Source organism: Saccharibacillus brassicae, from assembly GCF_006542275.1.
GTDB classification, from domain to species: domain Bacteria; phylum Bacillota; class Bacilli; order Paenibacillales; family Paenibacillaceae; genus Saccharibacillus; species Saccharibacillus brassicae.
The window spans coordinates 3,909,594-3,928,697 of the sequence record NZ_CP041217.1 but is presented as its reverse complement, the minus strand read 5'-3'; the positions used below and the strand labels follow the sequence as shown (position 1 = coordinate 3,928,697).

The following is a 19,104-nucleotide window of genomic DNA, read 5'->3' as shown; positions in this document are numbered from 1 at the left end:
ATACTATACGGGAGGGGTTCGGAACAAACGATTTTTGCGGTTTTTCATACGGTTCGGGGGTATATTTAACGAGATAGCAAAAAAGTTTGGGGAGGCGGACGAAAATGCGGTTATCGGCAGAGATGAAATCGGAAATGCGGCGGGCTTTCGAACGGGGCAGGGACACGGTCGGACGCTTTCCGGCGCCCTACGTGGAAGCCGGAATCCGCTACCTCGACCGGTTCGATCCGGAGCGGGGCGGCGGGGCCACCAACTATATCTGCTGCCTGCTGCCTTTTTGGCTGCGGCAGGCTTCGGGAGCTTCGCTCGGCACCTGCCGCAGCGTGGCCGAAGCGAACGTGTTCGGCATGCTGCATTTCCATCTGCAGGACGAACGGATCGACCGCGCGGCGGGCACGGATCGCCTGCACGTGGCGCTGTCCCAGCTGTTCAACGCGGAGATGAACGCGCGCTACGCCGGCCTGTTCCCTTCCCCGGCCGATTTCGGGCATGCCCTGCGTCTGTGCACCGCGGAATGGGCCGCCGGCCTGAATGCCGAACGGAGCTCCGATCCTTTTTTCGAACGGACGGAAGAGATCGCCGCCCGCGCCGCGCCGCTGCTGCTCGGTCCGCACGCCCTGTTCGGCGGCGACGAGCGTATGCGGGAACGGGCGCTCTACGCCGTACGCCAATCGCTGGTCACGCTGCAAATGGCCGACGATTGGGCGGATTACGCCGAAGACCTGCGCGAGAACGCCTATAACTGCCTCGTTTCGCTCTACCGGCGCGAACAACGGCTCGGCCCCGAAGACCCCGTCGCGGCTTCCGACATCGCCGACGCCGTCTATGCCCGGGGACTGCTCGGCACGTATGCGCGGCTGGCGGCAGAGCGCCAGCTGGGTCTTGAGATCTATGCGGAAGACTTTCCCGGTCTGATCGGGTTTCACGCGGCGCTGGCCGGCGATCTTGAGCAGATTGCCGCCCGGATCGAAGCGGAGAAGAGGCATTTGGAGTTGGGCGGTTTGAACTATTGGCTTCTGGGCCAAAAGAATCTTTGACAAAGCAGGATTGCCTACTTGCCGGTATGCGAACAGCATGCTATAATCTTCCACAAATTAAGATTTTTTGTCATCGGCCGTTTCGGTCGAACCTCTGTTGCTTTGAAGCCAATTGTCCGCTTATCGGCCGTGCCGTGCGTTTGGGCTGCCGGCCTCGTACGTACGATTCCCACATTCGCACGCGAAAGGATGATTTGAAATGACAAGTTCGACCTCGGAAGCATTGGTCCGCAATCAAGTGATCCAAAAAGCGTGGGCCGAGCCCGAATTCCGCGCCCGCCTGCTGGAAGATCCGAAGGCCGCGCTGCGCGAAGCGTTCGGCATCGAGCTGCCCGAACATGTTCGCCTGAACGCCGTCGAAGAATCGGCGAACGAGTTCTATCTCGTGATTCCGCCTCCTCCGTCGGTCGTCATTCCGCAGGCCGAGCGGATCGTCATGGAACCGGCCGCCATGTGGGGAAGCGGCGTCTGATTCTCCGCTTTTCCGTCCTTTTTTCCGATATTCAACGATTCAACGTATCAAACGCGCAAGGAGCGGGACTCCCGCGGCGTCCGTTTCCGGAAAGCTTCCTACTCGGAGGCTTCCGGAAAACGGACCGTCGCTTCGGTTCCCGCTCCTTTTTTGCTGTCGAACGTCAACGTCCCCTGCATCGCTTCCACGATTCGGAACGTCACCATCAGCCCCAGGCCCGTCCCTTTCGTCTTGTTCGAAAAGTACGGCTCCCCGAGCCGCTTCAGTTCCTCCGGCGCCATGCCGAGCCCGTTATCGCGAATCCGGATGACGACCTGCCCGTTTTCCCGGGAAGCCCGAACGTCGATCCGGCCGTCTTCGCTCGGCAGCGCTTCGATGCTGTTCTTGATCATGTTGATAAACGCCTGCTTGAATTTGGACGAATTGCCTTTGACGTACAGGTCCGGTTCCAGATCGAGCGCGATCTGTCCGTGATGGATGCTCGCAAGCGGCGTCAATACCCCTTCGATATGCCGGAATTCTTCGTCGATCGACATGATTTTGATATTTTCCGCGCCCGGCTTGGCAAACGTCAGGAAGTCGGTGATGATGCCCGAAGCCCGGTCGAGCTCCTCCAGCGCCATGCCGATATACGCTTTTTCCGATACCGCCGAACGTTCGCCCAGCAGCTGCAAAAACCCGCGGGTCACTTGAAGAGGGTTGCGTACCTCGTGCGCGACAGAGGCGGCCAGCTCGCTGATGATTTCCATTTTCTCCGCGTGCTGCAGTTCGTTGTTGAACATTTCGAGCCGTTTGGAATATTCGAGCACCTGATTATGCGTCTCGACGAACCTCCGGCCGAGCACGATGATGAGCGAGATAACGAAAGCCACCATGCCCCATTTCCACCAATACAGATCGTAATGCTGCCCGCTGGCGTAGAACACGATCAGCTCGATCATGCCGGCTCCCGCGAAAATCGCCAGGCCGCCGTTGAAGATCAGTGCGTCCTTGTTGCGTCTCAGGCTGTATATGACGGAACAGACGAGCATGGTCAGCAGTTCGACGAGCATCAACACGCCGAGTACGGTCGTGGTCAGCAGGTAATACACCGGGAAATACCGTTCGCCGGTCAGCACGTTCAAGACGAGCAGCAGCATGCAGAACGCCGAATACATCAGTTGGAAACGGCCGAGATACGCGATGGAGTTTTTGTACCCTTTGCCGAAAATAGTCTGGAAAAAGTACAGGAAGGCGGGCAGCAGCGTGAACAGGGCCACATCGAACAGCCGCTGCAAAATGCCGCCGTATTCGGGGTAAAGCGTAAACAGAAACGGCGAGTACGAGACGACGAGCGTCCCGATCGACAAGATGATAAAGACGAGCGACATCCACGGACGCAAATAGTCCCGGTTGAGGAACAGCGCGCAGACGAGCATGACGAGCCCGATGAGGACAAACGATCCGCCGAGCATGATGTCGAGCATGTCGCGGGTCAGATAGAGGGTCAACAGGTCGTAAAAATTGCCGAACGCGACATGCTGCACGATGCCTGCCCGTCCTTCGGTCACCTGCATGCGCAGGTAGATCGAACCGCCCGCGTCTTCCGCGCGCAGGGGCAGCAGCAGCTCGTTCATCGAATAACGGTACTGCCGATGGGAATCGAACAGTTCGCGGTATTCGGTGTAGGCCACGATGTTGCGTCCGTACGCTTTCTCCACCAGCACCGCCGGAATCGCCCAGCCGAGCTGCGGAATATCGATACGCACCCAGGCCCAGGCCGCGCCTTCGGGCCGGGACGGCGGCATCGCTTCTTCGTTCATGGAGATCCAGTCGGCCGAATGCAGCACCCGGTCCGGCGGCGTGTCCGCGGCGTTCCCCGAATCTCCGGGATCCCACAGAAAATGCCAATCTTCGACCAGGACCGTCTCCGCTTCGCTTTTCGTTCTCGGAAAAGCTTCCACGCAGACGAAGACGACGGCGAGCAGCGCGACCAGAATCGCCAGCATTTTTGGTAAAGTTCTCATGAAGCACCCCCCTGCAGCCAATCGTGTTGATTTCCGGTCTTGTTCGATAGGTAACATTCGCCGCGCGGGGCCCTCTTCCCTGCCAGCGGTTTGCTCCTTTTGAATTTTTAGGGCTGCGGCAGACTGCGAAGAACTGCGAATCAGACGGAACGAAAAGCAAAAAACCCGTGTTTCACGCTCTGTGGCTCGGTGTATAAATAATCATCATTCACCGATCTTCGGCTCGCCCAAGCGGCGAAAACAAGCCGATCCAAGGAGGCCCTTCAGATGAACAATTCGCACCGAGACGTGGACGTCGAAGAACGCAGAATCGAGAAAAAGTCGGATTCCAGCATGGTCGCTTCCACCTTTATCAAGTATGCCGCCTACATCATTATCACGTTCGGCATTTTGTACTTCCTCGTGCGGTACGTCTTCCCGATGTTCCAGTAAAAGCTTGAAGGGATTGTGTGCACTGCCCTTTTTATCCATAAAAAAAGACGGGTTTCCGAAGCGATTTATCGCCGGAAATCCGTCTTCTTTTGTCTATTCGGCCGGTTCTTGCGACCAAGCGGCCTTAGTCGCGGTAGAGGCGCTGCGCCGCGTGCAGCGTCGGCCCGACGAACGAGTTGATCGGGAAGCCGTGCCGGATCGCGGTCGTAACGAAAGCTTTGGCGTTGCGTACCGCCGTCTTCACGTCCGCTCCCTTGGCGAGTTCCGCGGTAATGGCCGCGGAGAACGTGCAGCCCGCCCCGTGGATATAGTTGGTCTCGATCCGCTCGGATTCGAGCAGTTCGAAGTCCTGTCCGTCATAGATCAGATCGACGGCTTTCTCGTGCAGCAGCTTGCCGCCGCCCTTGATCACGACGTGCTTCGCGCCGAGTTCGTGGATCTTGACCGCGGCCGCCTTCATGTCTTCGATCGTGCGGATCGGAGCGGTCTTCGCCAGTTGCGAAGCTTCAAACAGGTTCGGCGTCACGACCGTCGCTTTGGGTACGAGCTTCTCCATGATCGCTTCCGCCGTGTCCGGGTTCAGCACTTCGTTCTCGCCTTTGCAGATCATGACCGGATCGACGACGAAGTGATCGAGCGGACGCTGCTCGATCTTGCGGGCAACCGCGTCGATGATCTCGACGGTGCTCAGCATGCCGGTCTTCGCGGACGTCACGCCGATCCCGTTCAGCACGGTATCGAGCTGGCTCTCCAGCAGTTCCGCCGACATCGGCGTCACGTGGTGGCTCCACCGCTGCGGGTCCATCGTGACCACGCAGGTCAGCGCCGTCATTCCGTATACGTTCAATTCCTGGAACGTTTTCAAGTCAGCCTGGATGCCTGCTCCTCCGCTCGTATCGGAACCGGCAATCGTCAAAACCTTGGGTATCGTCGTCATCTGTCAAGCGCCTCCTGGGTCTTCTATATTTAAGCCGCCGCTCGGCGGCTTAGGACTGTATCTCCGTTCGACCGCTTCGCAGTCTTCGGTAATGGTAAGACGAAGCGGCGGTCTTGTCAACCGTCCGCCGCGCCGCTGTTGTGCCGGTCAGCGAGAATTGCCGTCGGCGATCTTCGTACTCCGAAACGGCGCGGTCTGATCGAGCTTTTTGTGATGGGCGATATACGCGCAGATCAGCAGCGCCACGCCGTTCACGACGAAGATCCAGTGGATCGGCATGAAAGCGCCGAGTACCCCGCCGACGAGCGGTCCCGCCATCGTGCCGATCTGCGTCGCCGACTGGTTGAGACTGAAAGCGCGCCCGCGGAATTCCGGCTTCGTCACCTGCACGATCATGGCGTTCACCGCCGGGAACACGCCCGCGAAGAACAGTCCGTATACGAAGCGCAAAATGCCGAATCCGACATAGCCCGTGACGAAAAATTGCAGCAGATTGCCGACGGCGCCGCCGATCAAGCCGATCAGCAGCACTTTTCCGTAGCCGATCTTCCCGCCGATCCGACCCCAGCGCGGAGCCATGATGACCGTCGCGACGCCGACCGCCGAGAAGATAATGCCCGCCACGAGCGAAGTCCGGTCGGACGAGACGCCCATGTCCTGCACATAGATCGTGATCAGCGGCTCCAGGATCATGACCGAGAAGTTGCTCATCGCGACCAGCCCGAGCAGCGCGAAGAACAACGGAATGCCCGCCGCCTGCTTGAGGTCGTCTTTGACCCGCGAGCGGACTTTGGGACGCTTGAATTCTTTCTCGTGCACGAGGAACGTCGCGACGAGCGCCGAGATGAGCACGATCGCGCTCGAGAACAAAAACGCGTTGCGGTTGCCGAGCGTGAAGCTGACTACCCCGCCGATCAGCGGTCCGATAATGTTGCCCGAAGCGGTCGCCGTCGACATGATGCCGAGCGCGTAGCCCGTTTTTTCTTCCGGCGTGTTCGTACCGACCAGCGCAATCGCCGCCGGAATGAACCCGGCCAGCAGCCCCTGGAACAAGCGCAGCGCCACGAGCTGAACCGGGTCCTGCACGAAGAAGTTAATGAAGTACAGGGCCGCCAGGCTGTAACCCGAGCGCACGAGCATCGGCTTGCGTCCGTATTTGTCCGCGAGCGAACCCCAGAACGGGGAGATCAGCGCGCTCGACAAAAAGGTAATGCCGAACGCGAGCCCCGCCCAGATCGATAAATACTTTTCCCCGACGCCGAGTTCGGCATGCATGAAGATCGGCAAAAAAGGGATCGAAATCGAATAGGCCATACTGCAAAAAAATACGCCGGCCCACAACACTACCAAATTCTTTTTCCATGAAAACTCCATCCGTCCGCACGTCCTTTCGTCGCCGGAACGAACGGTCTGTGCGCCGAAGCCGCTTCGTTTCCCCCTGCCGAACCGACTCCGGCGCCGCATCCGCCGCCCCGTCTTCATCCGGCGTTTGCTTCCGGGCGCGCAATGCCTCCGCAGGCCCAATCGTCGCGCTGCAAACGTCTGGTTGTTTTTAACCTGTTAATTCTACTCCCGCCTTACCAAATTTTCCAATCGGAAGCCAGGCCGTTTGGACAGCTCCGCAGCGTTCTGGGGCCGTATGGAAACGCAGGCTCCGGCAGACGCACGGCTGGTACGGATCGCGGCGCGCTGCTCCGTAACGGAAGCTTCCGGGCGTCGATTCGACGGCCGATCGACAAAATCCGGCTTCGTTCGGCGGGAAAAGACAGGCTTCCGTTGGAATCCGGCGGTTACGATTCGCGCGATTCGGGTAAAGCGTATGTAAGAACGCATACAAAAGGAGACGATACACATGGCTTACGATCCGCGAAACGAGTCCGATCGCGCCCACGAGCGCTATGAGCTCTCCAGCGACCACGATTATACGGAGCGCGACATTCCCGCTACCGAAATGGAATACGTCGATACGGTCCAACAAAATGCCGAACCGGTCAACGCAGTCGAGACCGATCCGGAAGCTTATCCGAACCGCACCGAAGAAGATCCGAACCTCGGCGAGCCGAGACTCGAAGACGTGCCGGACGCGGACGACCTGCATCCGGACAGCCCGGTCGACCCGGCCGCTCCCGCGCAGGACGAACCGCACGGCACCGATCTGCTGAACGGAGCCGGCGGCGAAGAAGGACGGCGCGAGCTGGCCGAAGAATCCGAAGATTACGCGCGTCCGCTTATTACCGACGGCGATCTGCAGACCGAGCATCAAGAAGGCGGCAATCTCGTTACGGAACGCGATACCGATCCGGAGAACGGCATGTTCCGGGAAGGCTCCTTCCCCGCTTCGCTGCCGGACGACGTGCAGCGCAACCTGATCGACGCCGAGACGGACCAGGGCTACAAAGACGAAGTCTACACGGACGAGGACGAATAATTCGGGCTTGACCGGACAGGCTAACCCTTCTATGATAAAGATAACTTTAAGCGAAAAGGGGAAAATTTGATGACGGGGTATGTTCTTAACTAATCCAATTCCATACAGGATCGCGTTCATTCGGAACAAGGCAGCGCTACCGCTCTCGGCGGCCGCCTGTTTGCCTGTCTCTTGAACCGCGTCCGGAATTCAGTTAAGAACAGCGAATCATTTTTCCTATAAGCTTGAGGTAGGTACACCCTATCCTTTCGACTTTTCGGGCCGCGCTGCTTTCTGAGCGCGGCCCTTTTTGGCATATTTGCGCACGGGAAGCCGGGCAGACGCGCGCACGAAAACCCGGGGGAGTCCGGTGACCTTGGACGCAGACCGGATTCGGTCTGCGTCCCCCTCCATGCAAGGCGGAAACGAGCTGATCTTAAAGCCGTCTCCGAAACGGGAATATTTCCGTTTCGGATGCGGCTCTCTGATCGGTTCGTTTCCGCCTTTTTGCGTACATGCCCTTGTCTGTCCGCCAGTCTATCCGTCCACCCACAAACGAACAACGAAGGAGCGATTTCCCACATGAACGACACTTTGTATCGCCAGCACCCGAATATTCATCCGCAGACGCTCGAACGCCTGCAGTACGAACGCGTCGTCGCCGACTTGTCGACGTACGCCGTCTCTTACCTCGGCCGGCGGCATATCGCCGCGCTGCGCCCGATCGGCGACGCCCGGACGCTGCGCCGCCGTCTGGACGAGACCGATGAAGCCGCCGGCGTTCTGCGCCGCGGCGCCAGCATTCCGCTGCCTTCGCTCACCGGCATGGAATCCATTCTCGACCTGCTCGGCGCCGGCTACGTGTTCGGCGAAGCGGACTTCATGCATCTGCACCAATTTCTGGTCAGCTGCGCGCAGCTGATCCAGTACATGCATGCCAAAGCCGACTGGGCGCCGAACGCCGCCGCCTACGCGTCGGGCATGCACCGGCTCGACCGGCTGCGCGAAGAGATCGAGCGCTGTATCCGCAGCGGGCGCGTGCTCGATTCGGCCAGCCGCGAATTGTCCAAAGTCCGCCGCCGTATGGCGACCGCCGAAGAACGCAGTTCGCGGCGCCTGGCCGAACTGATGGCCAAGCACCGCTCCATCCTGCAGGAGAATCTGGCCGTGCAGCGCGGCGGCCGCTTCGCCCTCCCGGTCCGCCGGGAATCGCGCAAAGCGGTCAAAGGCTCGGTGCTGGACGAATCGTCCAGCGGCCAGACCGTCTATATCGAGCCGGAAGAAATCCGGCAGTTCCATGACGAACTGGAACGGCTGCGCGCCGAAGAAGCCCGCGAAGAGACCAAAATCCTGAGCGAACTGACCGGCCTCGCCGAGCAGTTCGGGCAGGAGCTGCGGGTAAACGCCGAACTCGTCGGCGAATACGACTTCCTGTTCGCCAAAGCGCGCTACGCGCTGGCACTCGACGCCGTCAACGTGGCGTTGAACACGGAAGGGCGGATCCGGCTGCGCGGCGCGCGGCATCCGCTGATGGGCGCGAACATGGTTCCGCTGAACTTCGAACTCGGCGTCCGCTTCCGGATGCTGATCGTGACCGGTCCCAACACCGGCGGCAAGACGCTGGCGCTTAAAACGGTCGGCCTGCTGACGCTGATGGGCCAATCCGGCCTGCTGATCCCGGCCGAAGCGGGCGGCGAACTGTCCGTCTTCGACGGCATCGAAGCCGATATCGGCGACGGACAGAGCATCGAACAGGCGCTCAGCACGTTCTCCGCGCATATCGGCCGGGTCAAACACATCCTCGAAACGGCGAACCGCCGCACGCTCGTGCTGATCGACGAAATGGCGTCCGGCACCGATCCCGGCGAAGGCGTCGGACTGTCGATCGCCGTGCTCGAAGAACTGCATCGGCGCGGCACCTGCGTCGTCGTCACGACCCATTTTACCGAAATCAAAACGTTCGCTTCAGCCACGCCGGGCTGCGAAAACGCCCGCATGGAATTCGACGCGCAGACGCTTCAGCCGCTCTACCGGCTGACGATCGGCGAAGCCGGACGCAGCTACGCGTTCGCTATCGCGCAGAAACTGGGCCTCCCGGACGCCGTGATCCGGCGGGCCGAGCATTTGACCGCGGGAGGCGGCGCGGGGGCAAGGGCGGTTGGCGGCGACGCGCGGGCGGAAGGCGCAGAAAGCGACGGCAGAAGCGATGCGGTGCGGGCGGAAGGCGCGAGTAGCGCCGATGGGGGCGCGGAGGGCGGCGGCCGCAGCGGTGCGACGCAGGCCGCTTGCGCTGCACCGCAAGCGGAAGGCTGCGGCGCGGAAAATTCCGCGCATGCGGCAGGAGCGGCCGCGGAGCCTTCCGCCGCAGAAGCTTCCGCTCCCGGGCGGGAGCTTCAGCCCGCCGCGAAGGCCGATCCCGCGCTGCTCCCCGGCGCTTCGCTGCGCCGGCCGGCAGCCGAGGCGCCGCAGCCGTCCGCACCGGAGGCGGACGGAGCCGCTGCCGACGTTCCGGCCGACGAAGCTGCCGGACCGCAAACGAGCTTTTTGCGGATCGGCGACAGCGTGTCCGTGCCGTATCTCGGCAAGACGGGCATCGTCTACGCCGAAGAAGACGCCATGGGCAGCATCGGCGTGCAGATTCAAGGCAGCAAGTTCCGTATCGCCCGCAAGCGGCTCCAGCCCCATATCCCGCGCGAATCGCTGTATCCGGAAGACTACGACCTCAGCATCGTGTTCGACTCCAAATCAAACCGCAAAAAGCGGCGCAAAATGGAGCGGCGGCATATGGAAGGAGTAACGATCGTGCTTCCGCCGGACGAACCGGGCGGCAAACCTTAATAGGCCCAGCGACACACGTTCCCGGTTTCCAAATATATCCAGTACGTACTGTCACAAACACCGCTGCCGCTCGAACCTTCCGACTCTAACGAACCTTAGTCACGCTATTTGCCTCCAAAACCGCTTTTCCGCAAACTAACGAATCGTCATCACGCTATTTCGCCAAATTCAGCCCTAATCGGCCGGTTATCGGTCAATAAGGATATAACGATTCGTTAGATTTTAAAAAAAGTGAAATCCGAGCAAATAGCGACATGAGGATTCGTTAGGACTCACAGCCGGCGCGGAAGTACGACAGAATTCGAGATCCACGCTCCGATTCCAGAAAAAAACCGGACTCTCCAAATGGAAAGTCCGGTTTTTGGCTTTGTGTATGCTGGATGTTCCCGTTTGCGCAGGCAGGAACGCCCTAATCTGGCTTGGCTGTCGTCGACCGTTTCGCTGCCCTGCCGGTTCCGGCAGACTTCGATTCGTCAGCCGCAGCAGCCTGCTGCCTCGGCCGCTGCGCTCTTTTAGCGTATGGCAGCGCCGTTCAGCGCGCTTACCCGCAGCCGGCTCCGCACGAAATCGACCGTCAGCGGCGATCCGTCAAGCATGGACAGTTCCACTTCCCGGCGCTCGCCCGGCAGCAGATCGAAGAAGTTGTCGCTGAAGCGCACCCGGCCGAGCGGCAGCTCCAGCTTGACCATCCGCGCAAGCATGCCGGACGCTTCGACCGTCACGATCACGCTGCCGGCGGCTGTCTGACGCAGCTGCTCCGACTCGCCGGACGCGTCCGCCGTCGCCTGCGCATCGGCCGCGCTTCCAAGAAGCGGCATACGTCCTGCCGCTTCTTCCGCAGCGTTTACCGTTCCGGCGCCGCTTACCGGCTTAGGCTTCGACGCGTTCCCCGCTGCTTCCGCGGCGCCTTCGCTCACGGCAGCCGCCGTCACATCGGCCAGCCGTCCGTCCAGCCTCCAGGCCGCCGGAAGTTCGCCGGCATTCGCGCCGGGCTCCGCCGCCTCTGCTTCGCCGCCCGCTTGGCCGCCTTGCGCCGCCTCTTCCACTGCGCTTCCCGCTTGCGCGGCTTGCGCAGCTTCCACGTAGCCGCCCGCTTGGCCGCCTCGCGCCGCCTCCTGCGCTGCGCTTCCCGCTTGCGCGACTTGCGCGGCTTCCACGTCGCCGCCCGCTTGGCCGCCTTGCGCCGCCTCTTCCGCTGCGCTTCCCGCTTGCGCGGCTTGCGCAGCTTCCACGTAGCCGCCCGCTTGGCCGTCCTGCACCGCTTGCCCGGCTTGTGCGACTTCCGCCTCGCCGCCCGCTTCGCTCGCCTCCGCCACGCTCCACGCAAGCTTCGCCTGCCCCAGCTTCAACTCCCGCTGGTCGCGCAGCATATACGTCTGCTCGCAGCCCCGCTCTTCGCGGCGTCGGCTTTCGCCGCCCTTCTCCGCCTCGGCTCCGCGCACTCCACGCGGCCCTTCCCATGCTCCGTCCGCTCCATTCCCGCGCAACTCACGCGGCCCTTCCCCCGCTTCGCCGCCCTTCCCGCTCCCCAGCTCCACACCGCCCGCGTGCCGCAGCCGCACCAGCGTCTCTTCCGCCGAGCCGCCGTTCAAAGCCTCGGCTTCGCCGACCTCGCCGAGCAGCACCGGACCGCGGAACGCGCTGTCCGAACGGAAAACGTATTCCCCGACCCGCTCCCCGTCAAAACGCCGCACTTCCAACAGAGCTTCCACTTCGACCGGCTCCGGGCCGTCGTTGACCGCCCACACCCGCAGCGGCTGACCCGGTTCGTGTTCAAGCGAGAGCAGCAGCGGACGGTAGAACTGTTTGGCGTAATAATAGGAAGCTTTCGGCAGCAGCTCGTAATCGATCATCGCCCAGCTCGTGCCCGGCCAACTGTCGTTGAGCTGCCAGATCAGGCTTCCGCCGCTGCGCGGATTGCGCCGGTAATGCTCGACGCCGCAGCGCAGCCCTTCCGCCTGGGTCAGCATTGAGAAGTTCATGTATTCCTCGATATCGCGCGGAAGTCCGGTGTAGCCTTCCATCAGCAGAATGCCTTTGCGGTGATTGGTGTCCTTGTTGCGGTACGCCATCTCTTCCCCGCCCCAGACGAGGCTGCCTTCCGGCATGTTTTTCTCCAGCGTGTAGCGGTTGGCCGACGCGTGCATGCCGAATTCGCTGCTGAACAGCGCCATATCCTGCTTGTAATTTTTGAACGTCACGCCTTCGATGCTGTAGTCCAGTGCCGGCATCTCGCCAAAAGCGCGCGGATAAACGGACCCGTGCCACACCTGCCAGTTGTGCCGGTCGCCGACGTCCGGATCGTTGTCGTCCTGATCGCCGCTGCGGCCGTAAGGCGAAGAAGGCCAGTAGGCCCGGTGCGGATCGAGCCGCTCCAGCGCTTCGGGGATCAGCTCGTGGTAGATCCGTTCGCCGTAGAAGTCACTCTTGATGTCGCCGCTCGCGCTTTTCATATCATAGAGCCAGTCGATCTCGTTGTTGCCGCACCACAGCGCCAGCGAAGCGCGTCCGCGCAGCCGTGTGACGTTCGCTTCGACTTCGGCGCGCACATTGTCCATAAAGTCGGCGTTGAAGTCCGGGAACAGCGCGTTCGCAAAAGCAAAATCCTGCCAGACCAGCACGCCGCGCCGATCGCATTCGTCGTAAAAGATTTCTTTTTCATAGATGCCGCCGCCCCAGATCCGCAGCATGTTCATGCCGGACTCCGCCGACAGCCCGATCAGTTCGCCGTAGCGCGAATCCGGAATGCTGCCGATGCGGTTGTCCGCGGGAATCCAGTTGGCCCCTCTGGCATACACAAACTTTCCGTTGAGGAAAAAGCGGAACGCCGCGCGGCCCTCTTCGTCTTCGGTCCGCAGTTCGATCGTGCGCACGCCGATGGCCTGTGTGTCGGTATGAATTCGCTCGTCTCCCGCATACAGATCCGCCGTCAGCGTATACAGATGCGGCTCGCCGAGATCGTGCGTCCACCACAATCTGGCGTCCGGCAGCACGCATTCGGCGCGAAAAGCAGCCTGACGCCGCAGCGCGGAGCGCCGGCCCGGCGTCACCGGACTCGCCGCCAAAACGCCCGGGCGCGTGCCGCTTTCCGGCCGGAAATCTGTTTCGAAGGCCGGAACGGAAGCACCGTCCGGGTCCGCGGCGCGGATCGGCTCCGCCCCGTCTTCGCTCACTTCCGTCTCGTACACGCGTCGGCCGTCTCCGTCTGCAAGGCTCAGCTTGAGCGTCAGCGGAACGTCGGGCATGCCGCGGTACGTCGTCACGTCCGCCGAGATGACGAGGTTCGCGGCGCCGTTTCCGATCGAACGCGTTTCAGCGAATACGCTTTCGATTTTCGCCAGTCGATGCCGCTTCAGCGTCACTGCGCCCCAGATCCCGACGGTGACAAGGCGCGGGCCCCAGTCCCACCCGAAATTCATCGCCGCTTTGCGCAGCCACGGACGTTCTTTCGTGTACGAAGACCAATCGAACCGCTCTTTGCCCTGATGATGCGGGCGCAGCGGATCGAACCGGACCGCGATCACGTTCCAGCCCGGCCGGATGACCCGCGTAATGTCGAACGTATGCGGCATAAGCATGTTGCGCGACGTGCCGATCTCATGTCCGTTGACGAACACCGTCGCGAACGTATCGAGTCCGTCGAAGTTCAGCTCGAACCGTTCGCCCGGTTCCCGCGTCAGCGCCCCGCCGTATTCGAACCCGCGCCGGTACCACCATTCGCGTTCTTCGATCCAGCGGCTTTTGAGATCGTTATGCCCGAAATACGGGTCTTCGATCACCTTCCGCCGGATCAGCGCGCTATGGACGTCGCCCGGCACGCTGCCGGTCATCCAGTACCGGTCGTCCAGCATCGCCGCCGCATTATCCTGCGCGGGCGTCTCGCCCGGCGCAAAATCTTTGATTCTCCAGTTTCCGCCAAGTTCCATCTTATCCGCTGCCGTCGTATCCGTACCGGGATTTGCGCCGGGACTTGCCTTGCTGTCTTTTCCGCTCATATGTGTGCTCTCCTTTCAAGATAACGCTTCCAGCATTCTTCAATAAAATAGCATAATGCGGGAAACGGGTACAGGTATAATAGAAAAAGGATCGACCGCAAGGACCAGGACAGGCCGACACACCCAAACCATTTTCGGGAGGACACCATCATGATCATCGGAGCAATCGAAGCGGGCGGAACAAAATTCGTCTGCGGGATCGGCAATGAACACGGAGAGATTCTGGACCGCGTCAGCTTTCCGACGGAACGGCCGGAAGAGACGACGGCGCGCGCGGCCGCTTATTTTGAAGACAAAAACATCGAAGCGCTGGGCGTCGGCTCGTTCGGCCCGCTCGACCTCGATCCGGGGAGCGGCACCTACGGCCACGTGACGACGACGCCCAAGCCCGGTTGGGCGAATTACGACCTGCTCGGGCATTTGAAAAAGAAGCTGAACGTCCCGGCCGGATTCGATACCGACGTCAACGCGGCCGCTTTCGGCGAAGCGCGCTGGGGAGCGGCCCGCGGCCTCGACAGCTGCGTCTATTACACGGTCGGCACCGGAATCGGCGTCGGCGTGTACGTCGGCGGCAATCGGGTGCACGGACTCGTGCATCCCGAAGGCGGCCACGTCCCGATGCGCCGGCATCCGGACGACGACTTCGCGGGCGCCTGCCCGTATCACGGCGACTGCCTGGAAGGCATGGCCGCCGGCCCCGCGCTTGAGAAGCGCTGGGGGCAAGGCGGCGACAGCCTGCCGGAAGACCATCCGGCCTGGGAGATCGAAGCGCATTATCTGGCCGAAGCGGTGACCGGCGCGATCCTGCTGCTCTCGCCGAAGAAAGTCATTCTCGGCGGAGGCGTCATGCACCAGAGCCAGCTGTTCCCGCTGATCCGGTCCAAAGTCGCGCGGAACCTGAACGGCTACGTCGCTTCGTCCGTGCTGGACGATCTCGACGCCTATATCGTTCCGCCGGGCCTCGGCGACAACGCCGGCCTCGCCGGCTCGCTTGCGCTGGGCATCGAAGCGGCGCAGGGCTGAGCGCCGCGGCTTGATAACCTTTTCGTCAACGTACCGCCCGATCCGCGCGCACAACCGAACTTACGTATCCCAAAAAGCAGCGTAGCCGCCGTTAAACCCCTCAATCGGGCCCAAACGAGCTTCTACGCTGCTTTTTATGCAATCTGCTTTTCTTTTCCGGACAAATCCGGCTTCTACGCGGCCTTTTCGGACATGTAACCCCTGCCCCGGTCACGGCGGCGAATTACCGCTTCGGCCGACCTTTGCCTGCGACGTCCGCTGCGTCGGCGTCCGCCGCGAGCGCTTCGCGGTCGACCGACAGCGGCTCAAGCTTCGCTTCCACTTCGCCCAGATCGAGCGTCGCGCTCTCGCCGAACCAAGATACGAGCTTCGCCCGCGCTTTGCCGCGCGTCTCGTCGTTGACCAGTTTGGCGACGACGGCAACGGCCGCGATCAGCGTGCCGAAATCGTCCGTGAAGCCCACGACCGGAATAAAGTCCGGGATAAGATCGATCGGCGCGATAAAGTACGCCAGCGCCCCGATAATGACCGATTTCGCCCACGGCGGCACATCCGCGTCTTTGAGCGTGTAGAACAGCAGCAGCGCCGCGTATACGACTTTGACGCCCGCTTTTTTGCCGACCGTCTTGACTTTGTCCCAGAACGAGTCGTCCGAATACTGCTTGCCGTAGCCTTCAATCCGCTTGTTCAGTTCCGCTTCGCCGATCGGCTGCGCAGCCGCCGTATCCGCTTCCGCGTCCGCTTTGGATGCCGGATCGCCGCTGCCTACGCCTACCCCGAACTTGTCGCGCCCGTAATCGGCCGCGCGTTCGCGCCAGCTTTTTTTGTCCGCCATTTTCGTCGTCCTCCTTATTTTGCGCTTCAACATTTCAAATTCTCAAGCCAAATTTTCAAGCCCGGAACTTCGCTTTCGATTTGCGCGCCCCGATGCCGGTTCCGCTGCCCGAACCCCGGCCGGCCGAACGTCCTTCGCGGCTTTTGGTGAACAGCCGGATCGACCAGTTGGCGCACAGCAGCGAGAACGCCACGAACAGAATCGACCAGCCGATCGCCGGCACGAACGTATCCTGCGCCAGCAGCGCCGCATCTCCCGCGGCACGCGGAGACGTCACCGACAGCCAAGCCAGATAGAGCGAACTGAAGATCGACTCTTCCAGCGTCAGGAAGCACAGCAGCACGTAATAGAAATTGCGCGCCGGTTCCCATACGAAGTACATAAGCGCGTTCAGCGCGATGAATCCGATCAGCCAGATGACGCCGAATCCGTCGTGCACGTACAGGATCAGCATGATCAGCGCGACCGCCGTCATGAGAATCAAGCCCTGCTTCTGCTGGCGCTTGTAATAGCCGTAGAACAGCAGCACCGCGAACAGCGAAGCGGACAGGTAGCCGGCCAGCGAGACGAGAATGGAACTCCAGGTCGAGTACGTCGTCACATACGTCGCTCCGCTGTGGTTGGCGTTCAGGTCGATGCCCGCGACGCGTCCCGACGTGGCAAGCGCCACGACCGCGTGCCCGAATTCATGGATCATCGTATTAAGATTGCGAAACAGCGAAGAAAAAGGTATCAGCCGGGTCAATACCGCCGCAATCACGAGGTACAGCACCGTTTTTGCCCATTTAGGCATGATCAAACCTCCTTGAACGGATCGCGATCCTTGGCGGATGCGCCGCATTCTTTTCAGGCTTTATCCAAAGTTTGCTTCCGGGCTTCATGTACATTCCGGGCGCTCCCTACGTTACGCCTGCGGCGTCTTCGGGGTTTCGCCCGCTTTTTCGATCACGATCAGGCAGGTGCTGTTCGGCAGCGGCACTTCGCTTCCGTCCTCGTCCGTGACCGTCACTTTGTCTTGCAGCGCAAGCGTATAGCCTTCCTGCAAAAAATACCGGCTGAACACGATCGTCGCCGCCTCTCCGAACAGATCGCGAATGCACGCTTCGTACTGGGACGGCGTCATGTACCCGAACTGCTCCTGCACTTCGTGCACGTACGCTTCTTCGCCCCACGTGTACGTGTACAGAAATTCCATCGCGTCGTTGACCGGCATGCGCGCTTCGTGCGGGCCGAGCCGTTCGAACGAAATACGGCGTCCGGCAAAATCGGCCGCGTACCGTTCGAGCCGCTCCATCGCGCCGGGATCGCGGAACGACAGCCGCAGAGTCCGCTCCGCCGGTTCGGTCATGATGCCGTCCCGGATCAGGATGCGCCCGCCCGCGGGAATGAGTTCGAACGCGCTTCGCAGCGCCGCCCGGACCGTGTCGAGATTGAACTTTTGTCCGCCGAACGGCACATAGGAATACAATTCGTGCAAAATGGAAGAAAATACGACCGTGTCGATGCTGCCCGGCTCGATCGTCTGCGTCAGGTTGAGCGCGTCGCCTTTGCGTACCTGCCAGCTTCGGCCTTCCAGCCGTCGGCGTCGCTCCAGCGCTTCGACCACGTTTTCGCTGATATCGATCCCGATGACTTCTTTTTCCGGCAGTTCCCGCTCGATCAGGTCCAGCAGCACGCCGCCGCCCGGCCCGATATCGAGCACGCGCGAACCGGCAATGTACGACAGCAGAACTTTTTTGTCGTCCGCCGAACCGTTCATCGTTTCCAGATATTCGTCTTCGTTGTGAAAACGGTCGTATGCGTCGCGCCGCAGCCCGAACAGATCCATCAGCATGAGCACGGCCCGTTCATACAGCGGCGATTTCTCGGCTTCGACGCAGAAATCGATCAGCTTTTCCGCGGCCGGCGAAAAAGCGAAGCCGAAGAAGCACGTATCCGGGTTGCCGTTCACGCGGCTCGTGCGGTGATGCAGATGCGGGCTGTCGGCATGCCGCCCCCCGCCAAGCACCGCCGCCCAGTCCAGTTCGCGCAAATATTTTTCGATAATCCGCTTTTTGTACAGATTGATTTTCTTGACGCCTTTGTGGTCGTAATACAATCCGTGCATCAGGCGTTCGAAGCTGATATGCCGCGCTTCCGGACGTTCTTCGGCTCCGCGCAGCGCAAGCTGCATCATCTTGACGAACTCTTCGAGCGAAAATTCGCCGAGCGCCGCTTCCACGTACCACAGCGTTTTGTCGCCGAGCCTCGCGAAGCTCTCTTCCAGGCCGCCCGCGGCGCCGGACGCCCGCAGCTCTTCGTCGATCCGCGCAAGTTCGCCGTCGAAGTCTTCGCCCCGCCGGATCGCGTCCGCCCGCAATCGGCGCAGCCGCCGCGCAAGTCCGTCTCCGGCCGGCACGGTGCCGAGCGAGACGTGCAGCACGCACTCTTCCAGATCGTCCGCGACGCTCTGCCACAGCTCCTCGGACACGGCCCCAATCACGCAGCGGTTCAGCGCCATCAGCAGCCGGGCCAGTTCGGTCTCGCTCAGCAGCCCTTCGTCGACCGGACCGCGCAGCGGCAGGTTCGCCGAGAACGGCACTTCGCCGCGCAGGTACTGCCCGAGCAGTCCGTGCGTGCGGATCAGCAGCGCGGTCAGCCGCTCCCGGTCGCCGATGCCTCCCGGAGATTTGGCCAGGTACAGGTCCGCCGATCCTTCGTTATGTACGAATACGTTAATGCCCTGCCGCTGCCAGCCGATCCGGTCGATCCGCGTGCCGCCTTTGGCCGTCTCGCTCCAGGCGAGCACTTCTTCCAGCAGCTCCTTGATCCAAAAAGACAGCCGTTCGCCGCCCAGCAGGTCCAGGCTCCGCTCCACGTAAGCCAGTACCGGGTTCAGCCGCTCCATCTCGCGGATCGAGCCGATCCGTTCGTAATTGACGATATATTCTTCCGCCGAAGACAAAATTTGCAGCCAGGCCGGCATGCCGCCTTCGTCCGGACCCGCGGGTCCGGCTCCTTCTTCCTGCTCCGCCATATGGGCACGGATATGTTCCAGGGCGCTTCGCATCTACTTCACTCCTTCAGGTCGGTCTCGCTTCGCGATGCCCGGCAAATAATCCTCTATACTATATACCAAAACG

General features: G+C 61.3%; 11 protein-coding genes and 3 pseudogenes. 6 read left to right on the top strand and 8 right to left on the bottom strand.

All coding sequences use genetic code 11. The features are described from left to right. The first annotated feature begins 104 nt into the window (after positions 1–104). Both FFV09_RS16205 and FFV09_RS16200 read left to right on the top strand, forming a co-directional pair. Complete coding sequence (locus FFV09_RS16205) at positions 105–1,037, top strand: hypothetical protein (protein ID WP_141448795.1); 933 nt, start codon at positions 105–107, stop codon at positions 1,035–1,037. A gap of 199 nt (positions 1,038–1,236) precedes the next feature. Beyond that, positions 1,237–1,509, top strand: coding sequence for an NHLP leader peptide family RiPP precursor (locus FFV09_RS16200; RefSeq protein WP_141448794.1), 273 nt, complete (start codon positions 1,237–1,239; stop codon positions 1,507–1,509). Positions 1,510–1,607: 98 nt separating this feature from the next. Here the strand turns inward: FFV09_RS16200 and FFV09_RS16195 are convergent, their stop codons facing one another. After that, on the bottom strand, positions 1,608–3,515 hold the full coding sequence (locus FFV09_RS16195) for a sensor histidine kinase (RefSeq protein WP_141448793.1): 1,908 nt from the start codon (positions 3,513–3,515) through the stop codon (positions 1,608–1,610). Positions 3,516–3,782: 267 nt separating this feature from the next. Between FFV09_RS16195 and FFV09_RS23850 the strand changes: the two genes are divergently transcribed. Continuing rightward, entirely contained in the window at positions 3,783–3,947 is a 165-nt protein-coding gene (locus tag FFV09_RS23850; protein ID WP_166273239.1) for a hypothetical protein, read from the top strand. A gap of 124 nt (positions 3,948–4,071) precedes the next feature. Here FFV09_RS23850 and pdxK read toward each other — a convergent pair whose 3' ends face one another. Both pdxK and FFV09_RS16185 read right to left on the bottom strand, forming a co-directional pair. Then, entirely contained in the window at positions 4,072–4,884 is an 813-nt protein-coding gene (pdxK, locus tag FFV09_RS16190; protein WP_141448792.1) for a pyridoxine/pyridoxal/pyridoxamine kinase, read from the bottom strand. Between the two features lie 147 nt (positions 4,885–5,031). Further along, positions 5,032–6,258, bottom strand: a complete 1,227-nt coding sequence (locus FFV09_RS16185) for an MFS transporter (protein ID WP_141448791.1) — start codon at positions 6,256–6,258, stop codon at positions 5,032–5,034. A gap of 478 nt (positions 6,259–6,736) precedes the next feature. Between FFV09_RS16185 and FFV09_RS16180 the strand changes: the two genes are divergently transcribed. Together FFV09_RS16180 and FFV09_RS16175 are read left to right on the top strand one after the other, a co-directional pair. After that, positions 6,737–7,312, top strand: a complete 576-nt coding sequence (locus tag FFV09_RS16180; RefSeq protein ID WP_141448790.1) for a hypothetical protein — start codon at positions 6,737–6,739, stop codon at positions 7,310–7,312. A 594-nt stretch (positions 7,313–7,906) separates the two neighbouring features. After that, positions 7,907–10,129, top strand: a complete 2,223-nt coding sequence (locus FFV09_RS16175) for an endonuclease MutS2 (RefSeq protein WP_170315159.1) — start codon at positions 7,907–7,909, stop codon at positions 10,127–10,129. Between the two features lie 512 nt (positions 10,130–10,641). Here FFV09_RS16175 and FFV09_RS24395 read toward each other — a convergent pair. Together FFV09_RS24395 and FFV09_RS16170 are read right to left on the bottom strand one after the other, a co-directional pair. Next, a pseudogene (locus FFV09_RS24395) lies at positions 10,642–10,857 on the bottom strand (glycoside hydrolase family 2 protein); the annotation flags it as partial. Between the two features lie 938 nt (positions 10,858–11,795). Further along, positions 11,796–14,055 (bottom strand): annotated as a pseudogene (locus FFV09_RS16170) (glycoside hydrolase family 2 protein); the annotation flags it as partial. Positions 14,056–14,274: 219 nt separating this feature from the next. Between FFV09_RS16170 and FFV09_RS16165 the strand changes: the two are divergent. Further along, entirely contained in the window at positions 14,275–15,147 is an 873-nt protein-coding gene (locus FFV09_RS16165; protein ID WP_141448788.1) for an ROK family protein, read from the top strand. A gap of 304 nt (positions 15,148–15,451) precedes the next feature. On the opposite strand, the pseudogene FFV09_RS24220 reads toward FFV09_RS16165, so the two are convergent. From FFV09_RS24220 to FFV09_RS16150, 3 genes and pseudogenes are all read right to left on the bottom strand, one after another. Beyond that, positions 15,452–15,826: pseudogene (locus FFV09_RS24220) on the bottom strand (YkvA family protein); the annotation flags it as partial. A 211-nt stretch (positions 15,827–16,037) separates the two neighbouring features. Beyond that, positions 16,038–16,775 (bottom strand): M50 family metallopeptidase, encoded by a 738-nt coding sequence (locus tag FFV09_RS16155; RefSeq protein WP_141448786.1) that lies wholly within the window; start codon positions 16,773–16,775, stop codon positions 16,038–16,040. 111 nt (positions 16,776–16,886) lie between these two features. Further along, positions 16,887–19,031: a class I SAM-dependent methyltransferase gene (locus FFV09_RS16150; RefSeq protein WP_141448785.1), complete on the bottom strand. Its 2,145-nt coding sequence runs from the start codon at positions 19,029–19,031 to the stop codon at positions 16,887–16,889. Positions 19,032–19,104 lie beyond the last annotated feature (73 nt).

What these genes read in the sequence shown, in the direction of transcription:
- FFV09_RS16150 (WP_141448785.1), bottom strand. Translation starts at nt 19,031, where the DNA reads ATGCGAAGCGCCCTGGAACATATCCGTGCCCATATGGCGGAGCAGGAA.
- FFV09_RS16195 (WP_141448793.1), bottom strand. Translation starts at nt 3,515, where the DNA reads ATGAGAACTTTACCAAAAATGCTGGCGATTCTGGTCGCGCTGCTCGCC.
- FFV09_RS16185 (WP_141448791.1), bottom strand. Translation starts at nt 6,258, where the DNA reads ATGGAGTTTTCATGGAAAAAGAATTTGGTAGTGTTGTGGGCCGGCGTA.
- FFV09_RS16165 (WP_141448788.1), top strand. Translation starts at nt 14,275, where the DNA reads ATGATCATCGGAGCAATCGAAGCGGGCGGAACAAAATTCGTCTGCGGG.
- FFV09_RS16180 (WP_141448790.1), top strand. Translation starts at nt 6,737, where the DNA reads ATGGCTTACGATCCGCGAAACGAGTCCGATCGCGCCCACGAGCGCTAT.
- FFV09_RS23850 (WP_166273239.1), top strand. Translation starts at nt 3,783, where the DNA reads ATGAACAATTCGCACCGAGACGTGGACGTCGAAGAACGCAGAATCGAG.
- FFV09_RS16155 (WP_141448786.1), bottom strand. Translation starts at nt 16,775, where the DNA reads ATGCCTAAATGGGCAAAAACGGTGCTGTACCTCGTGATTGCGGCGGTA.
- FFV09_RS16200 (WP_141448794.1), top strand. Translation starts at nt 1,237, where the DNA reads ATGACAAGTTCGACCTCGGAAGCATTGGTCCGCAATCAAGTGATCCAA.
- FFV09_RS16205 (WP_141448795.1), top strand. Translation starts at nt 105, where the DNA reads ATGCGGTTATCGGCAGAGATGAAATCGGAAATGCGGCGGGCTTTCGAA.
- pdxK (WP_141448792.1), bottom strand. Translation starts at nt 4,884, where the DNA reads ATGACGACGATACCCAAGGTTTTGACGATTGCCGGTTCCGATACGAGC.